Origin of the sequence: Sodalinema gerasimenkoae IPPAS B-353 (assembly GCF_009846485.1) — a bacterium.
Taxonomy (GTDB): domain Bacteria; phylum Cyanobacteriota; class Cyanobacteriia; order Cyanobacteriales; family Geitlerinemataceae; genus Sodalinema; species Sodalinema gerasimenkoae.
In genome coordinates this window covers 4592176-4615804 of the sequence record NZ_ML776472.1, presented here as the reverse complement: position 1 = coordinate 4615804, position 23629 = coordinate 4592176, and the positions used below count along the sequence as shown (strand labels likewise).

The 23629-nt window shown below is 52.8% G+C and carries 20 protein-coding genes; 8 read left to right on the top strand and 12 right to left on the bottom strand.

Annotated features, from left to right (window positions below; all coding sequences use genetic code 11):
- Positions 1-21: 21 nt before the first annotated feature.
- Positions 22-1149: an NAD(P)/FAD-dependent oxidoreductase gene (locus L855_RS20075; RefSeq protein WP_159790704.1), complete on the top strand. Its 1128-nt coding sequence runs from the start codon at positions 22-24 to the stop codon at positions 1147-1149.
- Positions 1150-1255: 106 nt separating this feature from the next.
- Here the strand turns inward: L855_RS20075 and L855_RS20070 are convergent, their stop codons facing one another.
- From L855_RS20070 to L855_RS20040, 7 genes are all read right to left on the bottom strand, one after another.
- On the bottom strand, positions 1256-2758 hold the full coding sequence (locus L855_RS20070; protein ID WP_159790703.1) for a CAP domain-containing protein: 1503 nt from the start codon (positions 2756-2758) through the stop codon (positions 1256-1258).
- 126 nt (positions 2759-2884) lie between these two features.
- A complete protein-coding gene (locus tag L855_RS20065; RefSeq protein ID WP_219729964.1) occupies positions 2885-3529 on the bottom strand; it encodes a Uma2 family endonuclease in 645 nt (214 codons plus the stop codon).
- Between the two features lie 182 nt (positions 3530-3711).
- Positions 3712-4350 (bottom strand): L-threonylcarbamoyladenylate synthase, encoded by a 639-nt coding sequence (locus L855_RS20060; protein WP_159790702.1) that lies wholly within the window; start codon positions 4348-4350, stop codon positions 3712-3714.
- A gap of 288 nt (positions 4351-4638) precedes the next feature.
- Positions 4639-8316, bottom strand: a complete 3678-nt coding sequence (cobN, locus tag L855_RS20055) for a cobaltochelatase subunit CobN (protein ID WP_159790701.1) — start codon at positions 8314-8316, stop codon at positions 4639-4641.
- A gap of 52 nt (positions 8317-8368) precedes the next feature.
- On the bottom strand, positions 8369-9349 hold the full coding sequence (hpsE, locus tag L855_RS20050; RefSeq protein WP_159790700.1) for a hormogonium polysaccharide biosynthesis glycosyltransferase HpsE: 981 nt from the start codon (positions 9347-9349) through the stop codon (positions 8369-8371).
- Positions 9350-9404: 55 nt separating this feature from the next.
- Positions 9405-9965 carry a 2'-5' RNA ligase family protein gene (locus tag L855_RS20045; protein WP_159790699.1) on the bottom strand — a complete coding sequence of 187 codons (561 nt, stop codon included), beginning with the start codon at positions 9963-9965 and terminating at the stop codon, positions 9405-9407.
- Between the two features lie 67 nt (positions 9966-10032).
- On the bottom strand, positions 10033-11952 hold the full coding sequence (locus L855_RS20040) for an adenylate/guanylate cyclase domain-containing protein (RefSeq protein WP_159790698.1): 1920 nt from the start codon (positions 11950-11952) through the stop codon (positions 10033-10035).
- A gap of 441 nt (positions 11953-12393) precedes the next feature.
- Here L855_RS20040 and L855_RS20035 point away from each other — a divergent pair, with 441 nt between their 5' ends.
- A complete protein-coding gene (locus tag L855_RS20035; protein ID WP_159790697.1) occupies positions 12394-12561 on the top strand; it encodes a hypothetical protein in 168 nt (55 codons plus the stop codon).
- Positions 12562-12585: 24 nt separating this feature from the next.
- Here the strand turns inward: L855_RS20035 and msrA are convergent, their stop codons facing one another.
- The 4 genes from msrA to L855_RS20015 all read right to left on the bottom strand — a co-directional run bounded on the left by msrA (position 12586) and on the right by L855_RS20015 (position 16594).
- A complete protein-coding gene (gene msrA, locus L855_RS20030; protein ID WP_159790696.1) occupies positions 12586-13242 on the bottom strand; it encodes a peptide-methionine (S)-S-oxide reductase MsrA in 657 nt (218 codons plus the stop codon).
- A gap of 83 nt (positions 13243-13325) precedes the next feature.
- Positions 13326-14198, bottom strand: coding sequence for a glutamate racemase (gene murI, locus L855_RS20025; protein WP_159790695.1), 873 nt, complete (start codon positions 14196-14198; stop codon positions 13326-13328).
- Positions 14199-14287: 89 nt separating this feature from the next.
- Positions 14288-15451, bottom strand: a complete 1164-nt coding sequence (locus tag L855_RS20020; RefSeq protein WP_159790694.1) for an N-acetylmuramoyl-L-alanine amidase — start codon at positions 15449-15451, stop codon at positions 14288-14290.
- 207 nt (positions 15452-15658) lie between these two features.
- Positions 15659-16594 (bottom strand): alpha/beta fold hydrolase, encoded by a 936-nt coding sequence (locus tag L855_RS20015; RefSeq protein ID WP_246199209.1) that lies wholly within the window; start codon positions 16592-16594, stop codon positions 15659-15661.
- A 290-nt stretch (positions 16595-16884) separates the two neighbouring features.
- Here L855_RS20015 and infC point away from each other — a divergent pair, with 290 nt between their 5' ends.
- The 4 genes from infC to pgmB all read left to right on the top strand — a co-directional run bounded on the left by infC (position 16885) and on the right by pgmB (position 22049).
- Positions 16885-17424: a translation initiation factor IF-3 gene (infC, locus tag L855_RS20010; protein WP_159790693.1), complete on the top strand. Its 540-nt coding sequence runs from the start codon at positions 16885-16887 to the stop codon at positions 17422-17424.
- A 269-nt stretch (positions 17425-17693) separates the two neighbouring features.
- On the top strand, positions 17694-20819 hold the full coding sequence (locus L855_RS20005; protein WP_159790692.1) for an MFS transporter: 3126 nt from the start codon (positions 17694-17696) through the stop codon (positions 20817-20819).
- A gap of 27 nt (positions 20820-20846) precedes the next feature.
- Complete coding sequence (locus L855_RS20000; RefSeq protein ID WP_159790691.1) at positions 20847-21281, top strand: Crp/Fnr family transcriptional regulator; 435 nt, start codon at positions 20847-20849, stop codon at positions 21279-21281.
- Positions 21282-21344: 63 nt separating this feature from the next.
- On the top strand, positions 21345-22049 hold the full coding sequence (gene pgmB / locus L855_RS19995; protein WP_159790690.1) for a beta-phosphoglucomutase: 705 nt from the start codon (positions 21345-21347) through the stop codon (positions 22047-22049).
- Here pgmB and L855_RS19990 read toward each other — a convergent pair.
- On the bottom strand, positions 22046-22438 hold the full coding sequence (locus L855_RS19990) for a DUF2237 family protein (protein WP_159790689.1): 393 nt from the start codon (positions 22436-22438) through the stop codon (positions 22046-22048). The two genes, pgmB and L855_RS19990, sit on opposite strands and share 4 nt — an antisense overlap.
- Positions 22439-22736: 298 nt before the next feature.
- On the opposite strand from L855_RS19990, the gene L855_RS19985 reads away from it, so the two are divergent.
- Together L855_RS19985 and L855_RS19980 are read left to right on the top strand one after the other, a co-directional pair.
- Positions 22737-22985, top strand: a complete 249-nt coding sequence (locus L855_RS19985; protein ID WP_219729963.1) for a hypothetical protein — start codon at positions 22737-22739, stop codon at positions 22983-22985.
- Between the two features lie 281 nt (positions 22986-23266).
- Positions 23267-23527, top strand: a complete 261-nt coding sequence (locus L855_RS19980; protein ID WP_159790688.1) for a DUF1830 domain-containing protein — start codon at positions 23267-23269, stop codon at positions 23525-23527.
- Positions 23528-23629 lie beyond the last annotated feature (102 nt).

The window sequence follows — 23629 nt, the reverse complement described above, 5'->3', positions numbered from 1 at the left end:
TCCTGACGTCATTGTGAACCCATGAGTGAACTGTTCGACTGTGTGATTATTGGTGCAGGTCCAGCGGGAGGCGCCGCCGCCTATCATTTGGCGAAGCGGGGGCGATCGGTCCTGGTTTTGGATAAACACCCCCAACCTGGCCAAGCCGCTTGTGCAGGGGGGGTTTCCCCGGCGATCGCCCCCTGGTTTGAGTTTGATTTTTCGCCGGTGATTTCTCGCAAGGTGAAGACGGTTCGCTATACCTGGAAGTATGAGGAACCGGTACTGGTGGAACTGGAGACGGCGGAACCGATGTGGATGGTGCGTCGGGATACGTTTGATGCCCTGTTGTTGGAGCACGCGGCCGGCCAGGGGGCAACGGTAGAGATGGGGGTGGAAGTGACGGGGATTGCCTGGAACGGCGATCGCTGGCACATCCAAACCAACGGCGAACCCCGGTTTGCGCGCTATCTGATTGGGGCCGATGGGGCCAATGGTCCGGTAGCCCCCTGGTTGAAGTTAAAAACCCCGAAAACTCGTTTAGCGGCCACCTTAGAGGTTCCCAGTACCGAGGCGGAGTCGGCCCCGATTGATTTTGCCTTTGGCCAGGTGAAGAATGGCTTTATCTGGCAGTTTCCCAAGGCTGATGGCTTTTCGATTAGTACGAGTACCTTTTTGGGGGGGGATAATAAGAAACTGCCGAACCTCTTGCAGGAGTATGCGGATACGGTGGGATTACCGAAGGGCGATCGGCAGGTGCGGGAGGGAAGTCTTGCCCTTTGGGATGGCGATCGGCCTCTGCATAGTCAGAATGCGTTGTTGATTGGTGAAGCGGCGGGATTTGTTGATCCCCTTACGGCAGAGGGGATTCGTCCCTGTCTCTATAGTGGCATGACGGCGGCGGAGGCCATTGATCAGGCCCTCTCTGGGGATATCAACGCCCTGGAGGGCTATAGTCAAACGGTTCAGGAGAACTGGGGCGCGGATATGGCCTGGGCGGCTCGTTTGGCGGCGGCGTTATACCGTTTCCCTGGGATTGCCTATAAGGTGGCGATTAAGCAACCCATCGCCACCCAGATTATGTTGAAAATCCTCTGTGGGGAGTTGCGCTATTCTAATGTCGCGAATCGCGCCCTGCGTCGTCTGAGTGGGGGGATGATGGGGGGTTAGGGAAAGGTTCACATAGGAAACTGTTGTCCATTTCCTATGTGAATCGTGGGAGCTTGAAATGCTCGGTGTACGGTTTATGGGCAGCTGAGCCGCCCATAACTTGATTTTAGGGAACCGGAAAAGTCATTCCAGGAGGAGCCGCTCCGGGAACAGGTGCAACCGGGTTCACAGAGCCAACCAGTGTGGGTTCTGGAGGCGGTGGAGCTGGATCTGCAACCGGCTCTGGCCGGGATGGGTCTTGGAAGTCCGGTTCTATGGGGTCGGGGTCGTTTGGTGGTGAACCAGGACCTCCAATCGGGTCTGACCGGGACGGGTCTTGGGAGTCGGGTTCTAGGGGGTCTCCTTGGTCATCCGTCGGAATCCCGTCAGGAATCTTTCCTTCTTCTGGAGTTGGGGGGTTGGGAAGGGGTGGAGTTCCTGGCTGATCAGGTGGCGGAGGTAAGGGTGGCAGATCCTCAACTGGGGGCCGAGCGCGAAACTCGTCTGGCTCTTGGATAGACGGTTGGCCCGCATGGAATTTTTTAGTCCAGTAATGGTTCCAGTTCTCATTTCCAATATCGTTTTCCAAGAAATAGTGACCAACCCCAAGTTGTGTAAATTCGGGATTGAGAATACTGTCCCGATGCGGAGGACTATTCATCCATCCGGCTACAGCAGCCTGTGGTGTTGTTGGACCGGTATGAATATTTTCTGCCGAGGCCCCCGTAATTGAAAAGCCCGTAGCCCGAATGCGATCGGTAAACCGTGACCCATCGGCTCCTGTATGACCGCGAAAGTCTTGCAGAGCCATATTGGTGCTATGAGTCCGTGCGGCTTCAGCGAGTAAAGGTTCCCAAACTAACGGTTGCAAGCCTTCTTTCGCTCGTTCCCGGTTCACAAGTTCGAGAACTTGCTGCTCAAAATTTGGATTGGGGCCGTCAGGGGAGAGATTACTGATTTCTCCAATTTGCCCGATAAAGTCATTGCGGGTTAGGGAAGACGGATCAATATCATTGAGGGTCGCGATCGCTTCACCGTTCCGTATAATTTCGGCATTGTTTCCGGATGGCCTGAGTTGTAAGTTAGACACTCCATCAGGAAGACGAAGTTTATCAACTCCAGGTTGGAAGTCGGTAATGACATCACGATTAGCACTGGAGGCTTGCAGGAAGAACTGGTTGGCTCCTCCACCCCCGGTTAGAGTATCGAAACCGCGATCGCCCGACAAGACATCATTCCCTGGGCCGCCAATTAGGATATCATTCCCCTGTCCACCAAAAATTGTATCGTTACCCGAGCCGCCAATGACCGTATCATTGCCGATATTGCCGAATATGATGTTATTACCGCCTCGACCGTCAATATAGTCATCATCACGACCACCGGCGATGGTGTCATTACCCGCACCCCCAATTAGGGTATCGTTTCCGGCATTCCCGAAGACAATTCGTCCCGTGTCGTCATTCTCGAAATAATCATTCCCTCCCAAGAGGGCGATCGCATCCGTAAAGGGTGAACTACGTAACTGGCTTAACTGATCTCCTGGCAACTGAGCCATGATGACTACATCATCGCCATCAGTGCCAATTCCGAAGTCAAACCCATCTTGTGTAACGATGTCTAAAACCATCGTTGAAACTCCTTGACTGAAAGGTTCTATCGGTCTATCGGCAACAAACAGCGAGTTTTACGTCATCGGCTGCGTTTTGTTACAAAAGTCCACAAATAAGTCCAAGTCCCCCCTAACGAATTCGAGTTAGACTGACAAACGGTCTCGGAGCGATCGCATCGCCTGAATCTCATCCTCTCGGGCCATCCTCAAGAACTCATACAGCCAATCCTTGGCAACTTGGGGAAACGTCGGACTGCGATCGCCCTCCACATACACCCCCGATTGAAGCTGATAAATGCGCCAAATCTGTCCATCAAAGCGCCAAAACTCCGGCACTCCTAAACCCGCATAAAACTGATTTTTGGCAATATCTGTATGCGTAATATCCACCTCAACCACTAAATCCGGGGGCGGATCTTGGGCTAAATCAATAGACCGCCCCTTCACCAAAGGCTGGTTTTGAATGTAATAGGCCTGATCCGGTTCTGCACCTTTTTGGAATTGGGGATAGTTGAGCGTCGTTGACCCCATAGTTTTTAACGATAGCCCGAACATTTCCACCAAAATTACAATAAATCGCTCAATTAAACAGCGAGCAAATTCATGCTCTTCTAGGGGCATGGTAATTTCTAAAAGACCCTTATCATAGGTTAAACGAGAACTTCGGGATTGGGGTAAAATCCTTAATAGATTCAAATAGCCATCCCAATCCATATCATGAAAGACAACCCGCTGTTCACCTTGGGGTTGAACTCGGCTGGGGGGATCTGAGGCTGCAATCACCATCATGGTCTCAAGATTGACTGGTACATCAATTCTATCGCAGTAAAATCCTTGGGCAACAGGGACTTAAGTCAATTTTTGGGATGACAGAAATCAAAAGACACCCTGTCAAACACCCGAGTCTCTGAAGCCGGGGATGCCCTCCCCTGAGGTATCTCAGAGGGAGCATGACGGGGCGCTAGATGAATCTATTTCCGCATATGGGACGGTAGCTCAATATTGGGCAGAAGTGGCCGCAAATCATCGAACGAGATGGGACCATATTTGAGAATCGTGGGGCGATCGAGGGTGCAATCTACCATCGTTCCCCCACGGCCATATTTTGAAGGACCCCCATCGATAATCAGGGGAACCTCACCCTCAAAAAGCTGCATCGCCGAACGGGCGTTCGTGGCTTTGAGATCCGTTGAGAGACTCGCTGATCCCCCCGCTAGGATGAGGGAGGTTGATTCAACCAGTTTTTGCACAAACTCATCCGGGCAACAGACAAGGAGCGAGGGATAGCCAGCAGTGACAGGGGCGGGGGCCTTGTCGGTTTTTGGCAGAATTAGGGTCAGTGGAGCGGGAAATTGTTGCAGCAGCAGATCAGCATCGGCGTTAATATGAGCTAGGGAACTGAGGCGATCGCGTGTCGAGAAGACGGCCAGCGGGTTAGGAGACGACCACCGTTTCAATTGGTGAATCCGGGCGACAGCATTGGCATTTTCCCCATCACAGACAAAGGCATAGGTTGTAGCCGTCGGAATAATCACAACCTCTCCCTGTTCCAATAATTGCAAAATTTGAGGAATCGCTTGCATGGGATTGGTTAGGGTTTGAGTTGACATGAAAAAATTCCGCCATCACTAAAAGTCATGATTTCATTATAAAGCAAAATCCCAGGGTCTAGTTACCAACTAAACCTTAAGAATCAGGGAAGTTATACCAATTTTCAGAAGTCGTGCCATAGATGTCTGTAGGGGCGAACGGCTGTTCGCCCTCCTCGGTATCGGATGTATAGCAAGCATTTTGAAAAATGGTATTACAAACGTTTGTATCTGAAGAGGGTTGTAGTTTTATAACATCTCAAGAATCGCGACAATAGCTCATCTCACCTCAAATCTAGTCTTCATGTTTCATCCCTCCTGACTCGATAACGTGGTCTCAATCTTCTCCTCCGCCTCCAGAGAAATCTCTCGCAACCCATCCAACATCTCTCGCTTCGCCGAAGGCCAACGTCCCCGTTGATGGGCCTCAATCAGTCGTTCCGCCATATCCCGTAACGCCCAGGGATTCTTCTGTCGCACAAACTCCTGAACCGCCTCATCAAACACATAAGCTTGGGCGACTCCCTCATACATAAACTCCTCCACCGTCCCCGTCGTCACATCATAGCCAAAGAGGAAATCCACCGTCGCCGCCATCTCAAAGGCCCCTTTATAGCCATGACGCATCACGCCCTCAATCCATTTGGGGTTCACCACCCGCGAACGATAGACTCGGGCAATTTCCTCCCGCAGCGATCGCACCTTGGGATTTTCCACCCGAGAATTATCCCCAAAATAGACCTCCGGCGTGGTTCCTCGCGCTTGACGCACCGCCGCCGTTAAGCCTCCCTGAAACTGATAGTAATCATCGGAATCCAACAAATCATGTTCGCGGTTATCCTGGTTCTGCAACACGATTTGCATTTGTTGCAATCGCGCCGCAAAGGCTTCAGGTTCTGAGGTCGCCCCCTGCCCCCCATAGGCGTAACTACTCCAGTTAATATAGGCTTGGGCTAAATCCGCTTCACTGGACCAATTTTGCGACTCAATTAACCCCTGTAATCCCGCCCCATAGGCCCCCGGTTTGGACCCAAAGACGCGATAACGCGATCGCCGTTGGGCCGTCTCCTCCGTCAACCCTTGACCCTGCCAAAACGCCGCCTCCTGCTGCACCTGGGCCGCCAAGGGATTCTCCTCAGGAGACTCAGACACCTGAGACACCGCCGTCACCGCCGCATCAAACAAGTCAATTAAATTGGGGAACGCATCCCGGAAAAACCCAGAAATCCGCAGCGTCACATCCACCCTGGGCCGTTGCAACACCGACAAGGGCAAAATCTCAAAATCCACCACGCGCCGCCCTAAACCATCCCAAATTGGCTGGACCCCCAGTAACGCCAGGGCTTGGGCAATATCATCGCCCCCCGTGCGCATGGTCGAGGTTCCCCAAACCGACAAGCCGAGGGTTTTAGGATATTCGCCGTTTTCCTGGGTATAGCGGTCAATTAAGACCTCAGCCGCCTTACGTCCCACATCCCAAGCACTTTCACTGGGGATGGCGCGGATATCCACGGAATAGAAGTTACGCCCCGTGGGGAGAACTTCGGGACGGCCGCGAGTGGGTGCGCCGGAGGCCCCGGAGGGGATATACTCACCCCGTAGACCCCGAACTAGGTTGATCAGTTCGCGATCGCAGCCCCGCAACGCCGGCAGTAACACGGTGTCAATCCATTGCAAGCACTCCTGAACTGGGGCGGCCATTGGACTCGGTGTTCCCGCAATCAATCCCTCCACCAGTCGCGCGGCTTCGGCTTCTAACGCCGCCACCGCATCTCCCACATTGCGGAATCGCCCCTCTAAGGAGTCTGTGGGTGGAGTGGTGAGGGGGTCGATGTCCAAGCCCCAGGATTGCGCCAGGGCTTGGGTTAAGCCCACTCGTCCCCGTCCCGGACAGCGGGCAATGGAGACAATTAAATCTCGTAATGGGTCTCCTTCAGGACAAACTCCAAAAATATGTAAGCCATCGCGGATTTGGGCCTCTTTGAGTTCACAGAGATAGCCATCGAGTTGGGTCATGAGGACCGTTTCTTCTAAATCCTCACTCAGTCCTAAATCCCGATGGAGGTTTTCCTCTTGAATCAGGCGTTCAATGCGGCCCGAAAGGTCTTTGAGACGAGTGGGATTTAAGCTCTCGGCTTCGTAGTATTCATCAATCAAGCCTTCTAAACAATCTAATTTGCCATAGAGTTCTGCCCGTGTCATTGGGGGTGTGAGATGGTCTAAAATGACCGCTTGACTGCGACGTTTGGCTTGAGACCCTTCGCCGGGGTCGTTGACAATGAAGGGGTAGAAATGAGGTAGGGGACCGAAGACCGCTTCCGGGTAACAGGTGTTGGAGAGGGCGACACTTTTGCCCGGTAGCCATTCCAGGTTGCCATGTTTGCCCACATGGACGACGGCTTGAACCTGGAACTGGTGTCGTAGCCAGATGTAAAAGGCCAGATAGTCGTGGGTGGGTTCGAGGTCGGGGGCGTGGTAGTTTAGGCTGGGGTCGCGATCGTAGCCTCGGGCCGGTTGGATGCCAATGAAGAGATTACTCCGTTGGATACCGGCGATCGCAAAGTCCCCAGAGGGTTTCCCCCAGCGGCGTTCGATTCCCTCACGCACAGCGGCGGGGAGTTGGGCAAAGGCCTGCTGATAGTCTTGTAGGGAGAGGGTTTGATAGACGGGGCGCATTTGGAAGCTTTCGGGATCGTTGGTGACGCCGGAAGTGAGAAGCGTCATCAAGTCCTCGGAGGTTTGGGGCGCGTCTGTGATGCAGTAGCCAGCGGTTTTGAGGCTTTTGAGGATTTCGACGGTACTGGCGGGGGTGTCTAAGCCAACGCCATTGGCCAATCGGGCATCTTTATTGGGATAGTTGGGCAAAATCAGGGCAATCCGTTGCTGGTTAACGGGGGTTTTGATGAGGCTGGCCCAATGTTTTGCCAGTTCAGCAACGAAGTGGATGCGATCGCCGACGGGTTCATAGCGGACAACTTCCGTTTCGAGGCGATCGTCTCTTTCGGACATTTGTTTGAACGACACGGCCCGGGTAATAATCCGGCCATCGACTTCCGGTAAGGCCACATTCATGGCCACATCTCGCGGCGACAATCCCCGGACTTCACTGTCCCATTGTTCCCGGCCACCGCCACTGAGGATGACCTGAAACACGGGGCGATTCAGAGTTTGCCAGAGGTCAAGATTGGGCTGTTCGCGATCGAGTTTAGCCAGGGAAAATCCGGTAGTATTGAGAATCAGGTCAACTTGAGAAAATACCTCAATGACTTGTTCTTGAACCTGCATATCTCGCAGAGAGGAAATATAGAGGGGAACTGGCTGTAAATTTTCTTGAATTAAGGCTTGACAAAGGGCGTCAATAGGCTTTGTATTCGAGGAGAGGTAATGGGCGCGGTAGAAGATAATCCCCACACGGGCGATCGCCCCCTTCACCTCAGCCACCCGATAGGGTCCCACCCGAGGCACAGATTGCGGTTCTGGGGGATAATTTTCCCCATCTAAACACTTATCCTGGGCATATTTCAGGCCATTACAAAAGTTGCGAACCCCTCCTTCATTAAAATACTGCCAAAGCCGATTCACAAGGGTCAGCGGCACAGTAGAATGACTACATAAATCCGGGTCAATGCCATCATCGCCGGGCATAACAATTAAGTGGGCCCCGCTCATCTCCACGGTTTCCCGCAACACCTCCAACCCATAACTCCAATAGGCCCGTCCCCCCAGCAGCCGCAGGATAATCAGCTTAGCCTGAGACAACACCTCCTCGGCGTAGGTATCCAGAGTGAGTTGCTGTTGCAGTTGCAGCAGATTCACCACCCGCATCTCGGGAAAGTCAGCGGGAAGCTGTTGGCTGGCGACGGAGAGGGTTTGAATGTCGGTGTCGGCGGCGGTGATGAAGACAATGGGGGCGGGAGTTTGTTGGATGTAAATGACTCCATCACTGTCAGGAGTCCAACCGCCAGGGGTTGCAGCAATCCGGTGCATAAAAAATTTCTGAAGGGACTATTTCAAACTGAAGGGTCTGTTCTAGTGAAGGTTAGGGCTTTGAGCGTTTATCTCGACTGATATAGAGCATTTTCCAAATAAACAAAGGGCTAACTAAGCAACTTTTGAAAAACTGTAACTCAGCAGCGGCAACCACATCATCCTCTAACACATCCCGATACTGCCACGCATGACGTAACAGCTTCCGACAATCATTGACAAAATACGCCACCGTAAACCAAGGTTTCTGCCAAGGCTTATAATTCAACATTCGGGTTCGGTGACGACTCAACCCCACCCCCCTAAAAAACTCAATGAGATAATCTCGTTCAAAACGACGAGCGGGAATTTGATGATAGATGTGCATCTTGGGATTATACCAAATTTCCCAACCTGCCATCGCCAGATAAGAGAGGGCTTCAATATCCTCCCCTTTCGCATTTAAGGAGGTTCCCACGGGACCTTGTAACACTAATTTTTTGGGAACGCTGTCTAGCCAAGCCTGCTTACGAATAACCAAGCCTGCCCCCGGAGGATACACTTTTTTACGGGCATATTTATACGAGGTATAACAAAGAGGGTTTTTACCTCGCTCAATGATAGGAATAAAATTAGCAATGCGTTTAAAATTTGGGGGTGGTTCTATCTCATAGTCCCCATGAATTTGACCACTGTAGGCTCCAGCCTTAGGATAGCTTTCAGAAAATTGATGCGCTTCAAAGACCCAGTCTTCAGCCGGATAATTATCGTCGTCGAGAAAGCCAATTAACTCACTGTGAGCTTCTTTGATGCAACGGGCGCGAGCATAGGACGCTCCCTGTTGGGGTTCAAAAAAGTAATGAAGCTGGGAGTGGGAGGGCCAATGTTCTTGATAGGATTGAATAATTGCGGCGGTTTGGTCACTGCTATTATTATCAACCACCACGATTTCCCACTCAATCTCATCGGTTTGAGCCTGGGCTTTAAGACGTTCTAATATTTCCCCAATTCGTGCCTCACCATTGTAGGTGCGAATCGCTACAGTAAAATCCATACGTTCAGCATTTCCCTCGAATTGACTAACCCGTAAAAATCCCTTCCTCACTCTATCACAACTTATATGATTCAGTGCGAAAGGGGACACAGCAAATTTGACGAACCGGGGGGGCTTCCACCAGTCCTAACGCAAAAATTCTGGCTTTAAAAAAGGGATTATTCTGACGAACCACCTCGATCGCCTCTAAGACTTCCGGAGGCGATAACTCCCGAGCCAGGGTACAGTGAGGAACCCAGGCTTTGGGGCGGTAATAGGCCACAGTATCCGCGCCGATCTCCTCAAGATGGTGATGAACTCGCTGATGTAACTGAAGTAACTGGGTTGTGACCACCGGGGCCAGGAAGACCACACCCCCCGCAGCTGAGAACAACCCCACAGAGGAAAACTGAATCTCAAAGGAAAACTCACTTTGAGCAATGGCGTCTAGAATTTTGGGTAGAACCTGTAAATCAGCATTGGGAAGCACCGCTAGGCTTAAATGGGGTTGGCTATGAACGCGCTCAGCCATCGACGGGGCGATCGCCCCCACTTGGGCCCAAAGCTGACGCACCTTGGCCGAGGCGCGCTCATCGAAATATAGTTCAATGGCATAGGTTTGTTGAGAGACCACCATAACCGCTCCAGACCCCAAAAGTTTCTTTATCTTAAAGTGATCCAGGCAATCCTAGCAAACTGAGCCATCAGCGACGTTCTTTGAGTAAATAGGCGATGGTTTCCCCTTTTCCCTTCACCTGAAGTTTGCCCCGTTTTTCAAACACATAGCGATGGCGCAAACGTTGGTAGGTCTCCTGAGTGACCTGAATACAGCCAGGAACCCCCAGGGATTCCATCCGACTGGCTAAATTCACCGTATCCCCCCATAAGTCGTAACTAAACTTGTTCAAGCCAATTACCCCAGCCACCACGGGCCCCGTCGCCAATCCCACCCGTAAAATAATCGGTTCCCCACTCTGGGCGGAGAAGCGGGCCGCCTCATTCATCATCGCCAGAGCCAGTTCGGCCAAGGCTTCGGCATTATCCTCTTGGGGTTCGGGAAGTCCACCCACCGCCATATAGGCATCACCAATGGTTTTAATCTTTTCCAGGCCCCGTTCTTGAGTGAGGCGATCAAAGGTCGAGAAAATCTCATTGAGAATATGCACCAAATCCGAAGGGGTACATCGGGAACAGAGATTGGTGAAGCCCACAATATCGGCAAACAAAACCGTGACATCTTCAAAGCGTTGGGCGATCGCGGCCCCCATCTGTCCCTCATCCCGAGCTTGCTGTTTTAACTGCTTGGCCACCGAAGCAGGGAAAATATTGAGCAACAGCCGTTCCGAGCGTTCCTGAGCCATCCGCAGGGCTTCTTCGGTTTGTTTGCGTTCCGTAATATCCCGCGCAAAGGCACAAATATATTGATGGTGATTAAACTCAATCCCATTCACCGTCAAATCCACCGGAAAAATCTCACCATTGCCCCGTTGCAGTCGCGTTTCAAAGGCAAAAGACCGTTGTTGCTGCATACTCTGCCAAAACTCATCCCAGTTCGCCGTGGCAAAATCAGGAGCAATGTCCTGGAACGATCGCCCCAGTAACATCTCGGCATCATAACCCAAGGCCCGAGCGGCAGCTTCATTGGCATAGGCAAACTGGCCCGAGGGAAGAATCCACAGGACAATATCCGCCGCCGCATCAATGGCAAACTGGGTCAATTGCAGGGCATCCCGAGAGAGTTTGCCCTCACTAATATCCTCAATCAGCACCACAAAACAGTGAGGCTCAGCCCCGACTACCTGAATCACCGATAAGCCTAAACTAATCCAGAAACTAACCCCATTTTGATTCTGACAGCAGACTTCTAGTTTCCCTGCTAACGAGGTTCGTTGGGCGATCGCCGTTTGAATCGCCGCTTCCGCCTCAGCTAGGGGAGCATCGAGAGCATCCTGAAGGGCGATCGCCTCTAAAAAATTCGTCCCCTGCAACCCCTCTTCGGGCCGTTCCAACATCCTCTGCAACGCGGGATTGGTGCGTAAAATTCGTCCTTGCTCATCTAGAAGCGCAATCCCAATCCCCGCCTCGCGAAAAATTGCATTGAGTTGACGTTGTTGCTCCCGTAGATGTTGTTGAACCGAGAGACATTCCCAAATCTTTAACTGAAGCTCTTGGCTATTGTTGCGAGGGCGAGCCTGACGTTGACCCAAAATATAAGATAGTTTCTGACTGACCCCCTGAAGTGTCTGTTCCACCTGACGCTGGCCCGTGATGTCCCAACCGTAGAGATTCACCAACTGCCCCGACGCCACCGGCACGACCTTAAACTGATAATCACGGGACCCGGCGCGACAAGTCATCTCTCGCCAGTCTGCGGTGGCACTCGTGGGGGCGATCGCCCCTGACAACGGTCCTCTGAGGCGATCGCCCAGGCCACAGCCCCAACATCGAAGCAACGGCTCACTCGCTCGGTTGCCATAGCGAATGACCCCATCACGGGTCGTTTGCAAGACTGGAGAAGGATTATCGTCGCTAGAGGGTAGCATCGCAGACCCCAACTCCTCCTCGGAGGATAGGTTTGGGTGTGTCGACTCGCCCCCAGAAGATGTCCACTGAAAATTGGGCATAGCGAGAATGTAGTAAATCGGGTGTTAGGGCAATGACACCCGTCGATGAGCGAAAAATAGAGTCCCACGGACCAACTCGGGCCCCGATCCTCTTAACCTAACCGGCAAAATATGCACCCAGACCGTTGCCCCACTCTACTCTATCCTAGCCGAGGGAACTTGACCGAGGAGAGGGTCTCCGTTGACCGTCTCTTGAGTTTAGCCCGGCTTTAACATCCCTCTCCGACCCGCCATCTCACATCAGTAATTTCTCGCAAAATTCTATTTCTTTTTACAATTTCTTTAATTAAATTCCGTAGATTTAAGGAGCCAAACTCCTGATTAAACGGGTAAGCTAGGACTATTAGAGTTGTAATCTAAACTCAACACCTACTGTAATTATTATGCCCGCCACCTGACCGTCAAAAGGGGTTTGTCGTGACGAGCAGGGAGTCTACCACTATGGAACGCAGCCGCTCATCGGACTGTCAACTAGAATGCCTGATCAGCATCAGCCTAACCCTGGCGATCGCCATCCTAACGGTCTGGGGCTATTTTCAAGACGGTTCCCTCTACGTGGACGTACGCCCCGACGATGAAACCGCCTTAATTACCGTTGACAGCCCCTAGCCTGGATCTGTGAGCGAACCAGACTTAAACCGTCTGTTGCAGACCCACAGGACAGCTCACATTGGTGCCACCGAGGCCACAATACCCATTGGGATTTTTAGCCAGATATTGCTGGTGATACTCCTCAGCGAAATAAAACTCAGGAGCCTCAATAATTTCCGTGGTAATTTCGCCATAGCCCGCCTCTTTCAACGCCTGCTGATAGCGTTGACGAGAAGTTTCAGCCAGTTGCCGCTGTTCGGGAGAATAGACATAAATCCCCGAGCGGTACTGAGTTCCCACATCATTTCCCTGACGCATTCCCTGAGTGGGATTGTGACTTTCCCAGAACCGACGCAGCAGCGTTTCATAACTGACCTGCTTGGGATCATAGACCACGCGCACCACCTCATTATGTCCAGTTTGACCCGAACAGACCTCTTGGTAGGTCGGATTTGGGGTAATACCCGCCGCGTAGCCCACCGCAGTACTATAGACCCCATCGAGTTGCCAAAAACAGCGTTCAGCCCCCCAGAAACAGCCTAGACCAAACAGAGCTAATTCCATTCCCTCCGGATAAGGAGGTTTGAGAGCCGTTTTGAGGACAAAATGCTGCTTAGGAACTGGCATTGACTCCTGACGGCCGGGTAGCGCCTCATTGGCATTCGGTAACGTGAGCTTTTTTTTAAATCCGAAGAACATAACAGGGCATGAAGGAATAAAGAACCAAGGAAAAGCCGATCATCGTGTCCTGGCCAGAACGACACCAGGACTGTGGAGAGCGATCAGCTCGCCTCTCTTGATTCTACAACCGGACAGACCTCATCCACCACCGACTCCTGGGAATGGCTGGGAGGGCCGACGTGGGGTAACGCCACCTCCTCCACCTGAGGCACAAACCCTAACCATTGGTGAGATAGATTGGCAAAGGCCTGCGGACAGCCACTCACCCCAAACTGAGTTGTGGCTTGGCCAGGAGTAGCCCGCAATCCCAACAGATCTAGCTCCTGAGCCGCCGCTTGCACCACATAGGTGGCCGGGTCCACCAACGTCACCTCTGGAGGCAGAAGCTGCCGTAACACCGGCTCAAGTAGGGGGTAATGGGTGCAACCATAGACCAACGTATCAATTTGCTGAGCAAGAAGGGGTTGCAAATACTCACGGATGATCTCACGAGTTTGCAGGGTATGAATCCGGTTCCCTTCAATCAGGGGGACAAACTCAGGACAACCCATTTCCCAAACCTCAGCCGAGGGATTCATTTCCAAGATGGCCCGGCGATAAGCACCACTGGCGGCCGTGGCTGGGGTGGCAATCACGCCAATGCGTTGTCCATAGCCCACCGCCGCTCGCGCTCCCGGTAGAATCAGCCCCAAAATGGGGAAATTAAACTCACCCCGCACCGCCTCTAGGGCTAAGGCGGAACTGGTGTTACAGGCAACGATCGCCATTTTGACCCGAGATTGAGCCATCCAGACCAGAATTTCTCGCACAAACTGCAAAATTTCCTGGGGCGATCGCGTTCCGTAAGGGAGACGAGCCGTATCCCCGAAATAGAGAACCGACTCATCCGGCAGTTGTCGATACATGGCCCGGAGAACGGTCAAACCGCCAACACCGCTATCAAAAACCCCAATCGGTTGGTTATGGTTGGTCATAGAATTGTCCAAAAACTGTCCGAAAATCGTTCTGAGACCGATATCAGCTCAAGCGAGTGATATCAGTCCCCCAGCCCATCCCGGCATCCCTAACAGAAGCGACCGGGGCAATGCTGGCGAACATATTGCAAAATACCACGGGCGATCGCCTGAGACAGCACTTCACGATACTCAGGATCAGCTAAGCGACGCGCATCTTGAGAGCCGGTGACAAACCCCAACTCCAATAAAACCGCTGGCATTTGCGTATGGCGTAGGACATAGAAGCGGGCCGTTCGTACCCCCCGATCCGGGCCACCGGTAGCATCGAGCAAGCTGCTGTGTAGAGTCCGTGCTAACTGTTCCCCAGTCTGGAAATAGTAGGTTTCAATGCCATTGACATCGGGGCGACTCATGCTGATGGCGTTGGCGTGTAAGCTCACAAATAAATTGGCATTGACCCGATTCGCCAACTCAACCCGAGGCTGTAAATCCATAGTGCGATTATCCTCGCGAGTCATAATCACCCGCACCCCCTGTTCTTCGAGTAAGTCACGAACGCGGTGGGACATGGGGTTGACAATATCGATTTCGCTGAGTCCACCAATGCCGATCGCACCGGGGTCACGACCCCCATGGCCGGGATCTAAGACAATCACGATCTGACCATCGGGGATATCTCCCAAATCCCTCTGATTCGAGAGGTTGGCCCCCAAATTCGGCGCCGCTAAGTTCCCCCGGGCTTGATAGCCGTTGAGTTCCAAGGACAATAAGCTAGGACTCGGCTGATTGATCTCGCCGATGGAGACTTGGGGGGCTGGCATCACCCGCACCATGACGGTGTTGGAGTCCGCCTGTTCCGTACGAATCCAGGAGATTGCCTCACTATCACTGGCATCAGGACGCTGGAAATCCCGAGACAATTGTGCATTGCGAATCTCAATCTGATACGCCAGGGTGCTTCGATCCCAATAGGAGCGCTGATCGAGGGGGCGATCGGCACGAATTAAGACTCGATTCCCCTCAACGGTAATATCGATCGCCTCAATCGTGGCCACTTGCGATCGCGGCGATTGACCGAGATAGGGGTCATCCTCTGATCCTTGAGAGTCCACGGCGACATTCAGGGATTTGGAGGTTTCGGTCGAGTCAAAACCAAGTGCTTTCGCCTCAGGAACTGAGGGGTTGATGGACTTGGCCTCGGCGATTGGGGCCAATTGAGCCACCATCAAAATACTTGTGAGACTGGATAACCACCAGTGAACTCTGGGCATATTTCTCCTTGCGGGCTGGACTGCACAACACTGGAACCATGGGAAACTACAGTTGCCCTGATCCCGGTTGTCGGCGAGTCAAAACCAATTGTGTGTGGTGTTGGGCAAACTGCGTTGAAAAATAGCATAAAAAATTCGCCATTGACAGGGCGAGAGGGTCAGAACCTCGGCTGTTTTTCCCTTTAACCTACGCTCAGGGGCGATCGATCACCGGATAGTTCGTGACGCCTTTGGAAATTGAGATGCAACCCAGTCACAGATGATGGCGTTGATATGGGGGGCAGCTTCATCATGCACGCAATGCCCCCCATAGTCTAACTCCCGTAGCTCCAGCTTGTCTTGACCTTGGCCAAATTGCTCTGGGCGCGCCAGTTTTGGGGGAACCATGCGATCGCCCCTCGACCAGACCAATAATCCGGGGACAGAAATTTCCTGAATCACCTCGGAGATGAGCGGGCAAAATTCCACGTCACTGGCCGCACGAGCCAACCGTGACAGGGCCCCAGCCGCACCGCGATCATAGGCCGGTCGTGAAAAAATACTCAGCAACTCCTCATCCACAAACTCAGGGTTCTCATAGGCAATGCGGGCCCAGGGCCGTAGCCGCTGAGGGGGACGAATCAGCCACAACAGCGGAGTGAGGAGCAACGGCGAGGTAAACAGCCGTTCCACTGCCCCCACCAGCGGCCGCAACACAGAGGGCAGGAGCGCCCGCCGCAGAGCTGGATCTGGTAGGGTTATGGCCACATAGCCCTGGACTGCCTCCGGATGCCGAGCCGCCGTCAGCACCACCACCAGTGAGCCGATAGAATGACCCACCCACACGGCCGGGCGACGGACGATGAGGCGCCAAAAATCTGACACCTGCTCAACCCATAAGGGCACACCGTAACGGGTTGCCGCCTTGCTGCTGTCCCCGAAGCCCAACAAATCCAGGGCATAGACGGGATGCTGCTGACTCAAGGGCGCTAGGTTATGTCGCCAATGGCCAATGGAGCCACCAAAGCCATGGATTAAGACCAGCGGCGTGGCCTGAGGCTCAGGGCTAGGATAGTAGCTGTAGGGGATAGTCCAGCCCCGCCAGCGCCAATGGCGAATTTCACCGAGGGCAGGAAAGGATGAGGGCAACGATGAGGAGGTCAAGATAGGGATGCGAATGTAAGAGAACTTGGATTAAGTTGGCAAGAGCCAGGATTTTATTTTAAGCTGGTACGCAGGACGTTGGCTGGGATTGTGCGATCTAGCTCCTCACCGATTGGGTCAGGGTCGCCCCGTGTGAATTGAGAATTTCTATTAAATTTGACCCCGATCTAAAGTATTGCGAGTAAAATGTCACTACGAAGAGCGAGATCGCTCTGACAACCTCACCAACCCCTCAGCTCCCTCTAACACCGACACGAACTCACATCTAAACACACTTAAACCCATTACATATGCCTGCAATCGGAAGAAAACGACAACGGGACTTACCCCAAATCAACGAGCGGATTCGTTTCCCCCAAATCCGGGTCATTGCCACAGACGGCGAACAGTTGGGGATTATGACACCGGCGGATGCGATTACCGTTGCCGAAGAGAAAGACTTGGACTTGGTCTTGGTCAGCGACAAAGCCGATCCCCCGGTTTGTCGGATCATGGACTATGGCAAATACAAGTTTGAGCAGGAGAAGAAAAACAAGGAAGCCAAGAAGAAACAACACTCTTCCGAACTTAAGGAAGTGAAGATGCGCTACAAAATCGAAGACCATGACTACATGGTGCGCGTCAAGCAGGCACAACGGTTCCTCAAGAGTGGAGACAAGGTCAAGGCAACTGTGATGTTCCGGGGACGGGAGATCCAACATACGGATCTGGCCTATCAACTGCTCGAACGGCTGGCCAAAGACCTCGACGATATGGCTGAAGTGCAACAACGGCCAAAACGAGAAGGACGCAGCATGATGATGATGCTGGCTCCGAAAAAACAGTCTTAACGTACGATCCGCTTGGTTCTGAACGGTCAGGCAGTTGGGACCCCCCTCATCTGCGATCGCTCTTATGTCTTTTTATTCTGGTGAGCCGAGAGGCTACACTGGACAGCAGGTCGTGCGCCCGACTCATCCGCGAGGGGTGAACTCGTGACCCTTAGCGTCCCCTGTTCCTCGGCCAGCCCAGGCTGGCCTCTCGCCCAGACTTCAGATTAACGATGGCCCTCGGGCGGCTGGCGACTGCGACTCACCGACATCAGGACGAGCTAGGCTGAATGGAACTTAAAAACTGGCAATTCAACCAAGGGGGCTGGAAACAGAAGGTGTTGCAGTGGCTTAACCTGCGCCCGGAGGATGGAGAGCGAACCCTGCTGATGTTCGCCTTCTACACAGCCACCTCCATTGGACTGTTGTGGCTAGAAGCCGTCACCTACGAACTGTTCTTGGCCCGCTATGGCGCCGAGTCCCTGACGATTATCTACATTGCCGGGGCCGCCATTGGCTCCGGGCTAGGCTTCTTCTACTCCTGGTTACAAGAGATTTTACCCATGAGGCGGGCGATCGTGGTGATTGCTCTCCTCATGGCGGTGCCGGCCGTGGTGTTTCGCTTTGGCCTAGAAATGCCGCTCTTGTTCGGCTTGACGGTGTTCGCCATGCGGCTGTGGATTGATGGGGCCTATATCCTCAATGACCTCAATACCTCCATCACCGCCAACCAGCTTTTTAATATCCGGGAGATTAAGCGAACCTATCCCATCATCAGTAGCGGTATCCTCCTAGCCGATGTGCTGGGGGGCTTTTCTTTGCCTGTGGTCATTGCTAACTTTGGCGTGCGCAATGTCTTGTTTGTGGCCTGTTTTATGCTGGTAGTGGGCGCCTTGCTGCTGCTGTATCTGACGGAAAACTACCGTCAGGCCTTCCCCGATGTCGCCCGGCGCACGGAGGAGGAAGATCCCTCAGACTTCACCACCCGCCGCTTCCAAGGACCGCTACGCACCTATGTCTGGCTACTGGTGAGCTTCTTCGTCCTGGTTGAAGCCCTCTATGTTCTGATTGAATTTCAGTTTTTTAGTGAAATCGAACTCTTCTTTCGCCAGTTACAGGTAGAAGCCCAGGCGGGAGAACTCAGCCAAAATGCCTCGATCTTCCTCGGCCTGTTGGATCTCAATGAGACCTCAAACTTTGATAGTGGGATTGCCCGCTTTTTAGGGCTATTTAACGGCTTTCTGGGGATTTTTGAGTTGATTACCCAATGGTTCGCCTCCAGCCGGCTTGTAGAACGGATGGGAGTCTTCTATGCCGGGGGAATTCTGCCGGCCTTGGTTCTCACCATTGGTGTGTTATCCCTGACGGGATCTGCAATGGGGAATTTTGAAATCTTTTTTGGGGTCATTGGCATTAAGTTTGTCGATGAGTTGCTGCACTATACCCTGATTGAAGGAACGGGGCCGGTTCTGTTCCAGCCTCTGCCTGAAAGCCAGCGTAACGGCTTACAGGCCCTGGTGAATGGGGTCGCCAAACCTGTGGCTACGGGGGTCGCTGGGGCAGTCATGTGGCTGGCTATTTGGGGCGGACGGCGTTTAGTCGGCACCGAACGCTGGCTGGAATTACAAAGTTCAATTTTTGTCTCCTTGGTGCTGCTGGTGGCCATTGCCTGGCTGTTGGCCATCTGGTTGATGCGATCGCGCTATGTGGGCTTGCTCGTTTCGAGTGCGGAGCGAGGACGTTTGGGCGTCTCGGATGTGGATTTCCGGGCCCTGAAACGCTCGGTGGTCGAAACCCTGGAAAAGCAGAAATCAGATGCCGACAAACGCTCCTGTGTGGAACTCCTCAGCCAAATTGACCCGAAAAACGTTGGGGAAGTATTGGCCCCCCTGTTGGTGAATTTGTCGCCTCCCTTACAACGTCAGAGTTTGGAGGTGATGCTGAATGCCCCCAAAACCGACCATCTGCCCCAAGTTCGCGCTCTCATTGAACGGCCCCAACCCCCCGAAATTCTGGCCCTGGCTCTGCGCTATATCTGGTTAACCGAAGATGCCCCCGATATGCGGCAACTGCGCCCCTATCTGCGGCCAGAAGTCGATCCGGTGGTGCGATCGACGGCGGCCTCGCTAATTATGCGTAAGGGCAATCGGGAGCAAAAAGCCGAGGCCACCAACGCCCTACGGCGGATGCTCACTCACCAGCAGGAACGGGAACGGGTCATGGGAACTCGGGCCTTGGGTGAGGCGGAGTTTTTGCAAGGGTTGCGCCTCTATGTGCCCAATTTGCTTCAGGATGAGTCCCTGCGGGTGCGCTGTGCCCTGTTAGAGGCGATCGCCTCGACGGAACTCGAAGAATACTATCCCTCCCTGCTGCGGGGACTATCCTACAAATCCACCCGTGAGGCGGCGATGCACTCGTTAGTCCGCTTGGGCAATGATATTCTCGATCGCCTGGTGGAACTCGGGGAAGATACCCACAAACCAGATTTGGTGCGGATGTACGCCTGGAACACCGTCGGCCAGATTGGTACCCCCGAAGCCCTCGATACTCTCGTCAAGCATCTGATGACCACCTGGGCCACCAGTCGCCGCAATATCCTACGGATTCTCTTAAAAATACCCGACGAGAAAGGGATTGAGGGAGTTCTCGATCGCCTCGGACGCAGTGGGGTGGAAATTCTCATCGATCAGGAATTGATGTTCCTGGGACAACTCTATGCGGCCCTAGTCGACTTCCAGACAAGTCGGCCCGAGGACTCCCTAGAAGAATTGCACAATGGCAATGGCTACGTGGAACTGACCGCTGACTCAGCCCTACAATTGCTCTGCAATAGCCTAGAGGATATTCGCAATGATAGTATTGAACGACTGTTCTTGTTGATGAAGTTCCTCTATCCTCTTAGTTCGATTCAGGCGGCGGCCTTTAACCTCAAGTCCGGTTCTCGGTCTTATATGGCGCGAGGCTTAGAGATTCTCGACAACACCATTGATATTCCCAGTAAACGGGCCTTGCTGAATATTTTGGATCGTCAGGGGGATATGGAGAAACTCCAAAGTCTCTCGGATTTGATTGACTATCACCCCCTTCCTCCCCGGGAACGGCTGCGAGTGTTGTTAGAGTTGCGCTATTTCCTCTCGGATTGGCCCCTGGCCTCATGTTTCCATGTGGCCCGTCTGGCCCGCTGGAGTTTGGGAACCGATCAGACCCTGGCAGGATTGCGCCATCCCACGGGGTTTGTTCGAGAGGCGGTTTTAGCCTATTTGCAGGTCGCCTCTCCCCGTGCCTTGATAGAATTGCTACCGAAACTGCAACATGACCCTGATCCTCTCGTGGCGGCTCAAGTCCAGGAGATGATGGTGCAGTTTGGCGTAGCGTCGTCGTCTTCGGAGTCGCCGACGTCACCCCAAGGGCTATAACGTTCTCCCCTGCTGTTCTAATCCCCCATGCTAACCAGTGTTGATCGGCTGTTATTTGTGCGAGGTGTTCCCATCTTTAAGGAGTTACGGGACGATTTTCTGGTGCGTCTCGCCTCGGTGATGGATGAGTTATCCTTCCCCAGTAATCACACCATTTTTACTGAAGGACAGGAGGGGCGATCGCTTTATATTCTGGTGTCCGGAGTTGTCCGCATTCATATCGGCGAGACTGAAATCACCAAATTGCCCCAGGGGGCTTGTTTCGGTGAGATGTCCCTCTTTGATGCTGAACCCCGTTCCGCCTCGGTCACCACCTGCGAACCCTGTGAATGTCTCATGCTGACGCAGCAACAACTCTATGATGCCATCGATGAAACTCCCGGCATCGCCATCAACATCATTCGCCTCCTCTCCCGCCGCACTCGGGAGTTAAACCAAAAGGTGAATAAGCAGGAGGCGTAGTCCGTCGCTCCAGCCCCATTTTCGACTAATCTGGGGTTGAAATGTCATGCTAAGGCCCTGATTATGACCCGCTCTCGTTCTGATTCTCTGGCCCCTGTCAATTGCCGTCCCTTGCGAGGTGTCATCTTTGATATGGATGGTGTCCTGACCGACACCATTGAGTTTCACTATCAAACCTGGCAACGACTGGCAGATGAGGAGGGGATTCCCTTCAATCGTCAGGCCAACGAAGCCTTGCGGGGACTCTCGCGGCGAGACTCCCTGTTACGGATTTTGCAGGGCCGGGTCTTACCCGAAGCTAAAATACAGGAACTCTTGGAACGCAAGAATCGCTATTTCCGTAGTTTTATTGACACCATGACAGCGGAGTATCTGTTACCGGGGGTGCAGGTATTTTTGAACGATTTACGGGAGGCGGGGATTAAGACAGCGGTGGCCTCAGCCAGCCAAAATGTCTATATCGTCATTGAAAAGCTGGGTATCGCCTCGGACATCGACGTGATTACTAATGTCTATGATGTCGATCGCCCAAAACCGGCCCCCGATGTCTTTCTCTACGCGGCCCAACAGTTAGGGTTAGGCCCCCAAGACTGTGTGGTATTTGAGGATGCTGAGTCTGGGGTGGAAGCAGCCCGGGCCGCCCAAATGCGCGTGATTGGCTTGGGAGATGCGGCCCAGGTAGGGGCAGCGGACTGGGTGTTACCCGGTTTGGATGGGGTTCGCTGGCATCATGTGCAAGCCCAGTTAAACCCAGAGATATCGGCTTAAGTCCCAGAGTCTAGGGCATATTCTTGGAGAATTTCCAGGGGAATGGTCTCTAAGACCCTTTCATGGGTGGCAGCCAGGACGATAGGCGGGGCCACCCCGGCACTCATGGCTTCCTGCCAGCGAGAGGCACAGAGACACCAGCGATCGCCCGGTTTCAAGCCAGGAAACTGATAGGCAGGAACGGGAGTACTCAAATCGTTGCCGAGCTGTTTCGTGTACGCCAGAAACTCCTCGGTGACTTGAGCGCAAACGGTATGATTGCCAAAGTCCTGAGGCCCCGTATTACAAAACCCATCTCGATAGAATCCGGTGCGGGGCGACGAACAACAGAAATCTAACCGTTGTCCTAATACATTTTGGGCCGGCTTGGGGCTAGGAGTTTGGCTCATAATAATTGATAATGGACAGTTGACCGTGGACAAATTGTACTTAAGTTAATCCTATCAAATTAAAGGTTTTAGCGTTTACAATCGTCTTATTTGCTATGACTCAAAAAAATCCAGGGTGAAGCGATCGCCCAGAACCCCCAGGGAAATTATGCCAAATTCCGGTCAAGGAACGCAAAACCCCCCTACCGCCTACTGCCTTCTTCTCCCCCCTACTGCCTACTGCCTACTGCCTACTGCCTACTGCCTTCTCCAAATTGCGATAGCCTAGAGAAAACCAAGGATAGTAGGAGTATTGATTATGGAATCGACCCCCCTGACTGGTATAGATTTACTCAATTGTGCTCAAGCCAACGCCAAAGAAGGGCTAGAGACTGCCGCACAACACTGTGGCTATGGTGAGGATTCCTCGCACTTTATGGCGGCATTACAGGAAGCGGCTCAAAATAAGGGAATTACCCTGAGAAAATTTAGCGATCTTCTCAATTTTAACGATTTACAACCTGCTTCGGGAGAAGCCATTGCCCCAGAGAGTCCCGGAAATCTCTAAGAGATCTCCGAGACAATTCTGAATCGGGATATCCCAAGCCGGAGATCGCCTCAATCTACCATGATGCGGCAAGTTCAGCCCTAAGATAGAGGCACAATGGGGGGGGGATCAGCTTAATATGAACATAGCAAGATCCGCTGATCCCCGTTAGAATAGGGGGTATGTTAACAAACTCCTGGTTCAGTTGGCGATCGCTCTTAGACATCGCCGTCCTTTTTCACAAGAGTTGACTCTAACGAGTCGCCCTATAAATCCCCCAAATTAAAACAATGACCATTGCAATGACTTCTACCCCGAATGTGGCTACTCTCAAAGAGAACCCCATTCTCTGTTATTACACCAATCGAACTGGAAAAGTTCAAGTTGTCCGGATTTCCAACATCCCCAATTGGTATTTCGAGCGGGTTGTGTTTCCGGGACAGCGTTTGATTTTTGAGGCCTATGAACAAGGTCAATTGGAAGTCTACAGTGGTGCCATGGCTAGTGCCGTGTTGGCCGACTCCATCGGCTGCGATCGCCTACAAATCACTCCCCTCGAATAAGCGACGCCACCTCTGAGGGATGATCCCCATCCTCAAACTATTCAAAACATAAAGCCTAGGAACGGTATCACTGACCTTCCTAGGCTTTGTTGTTGTCTCAGG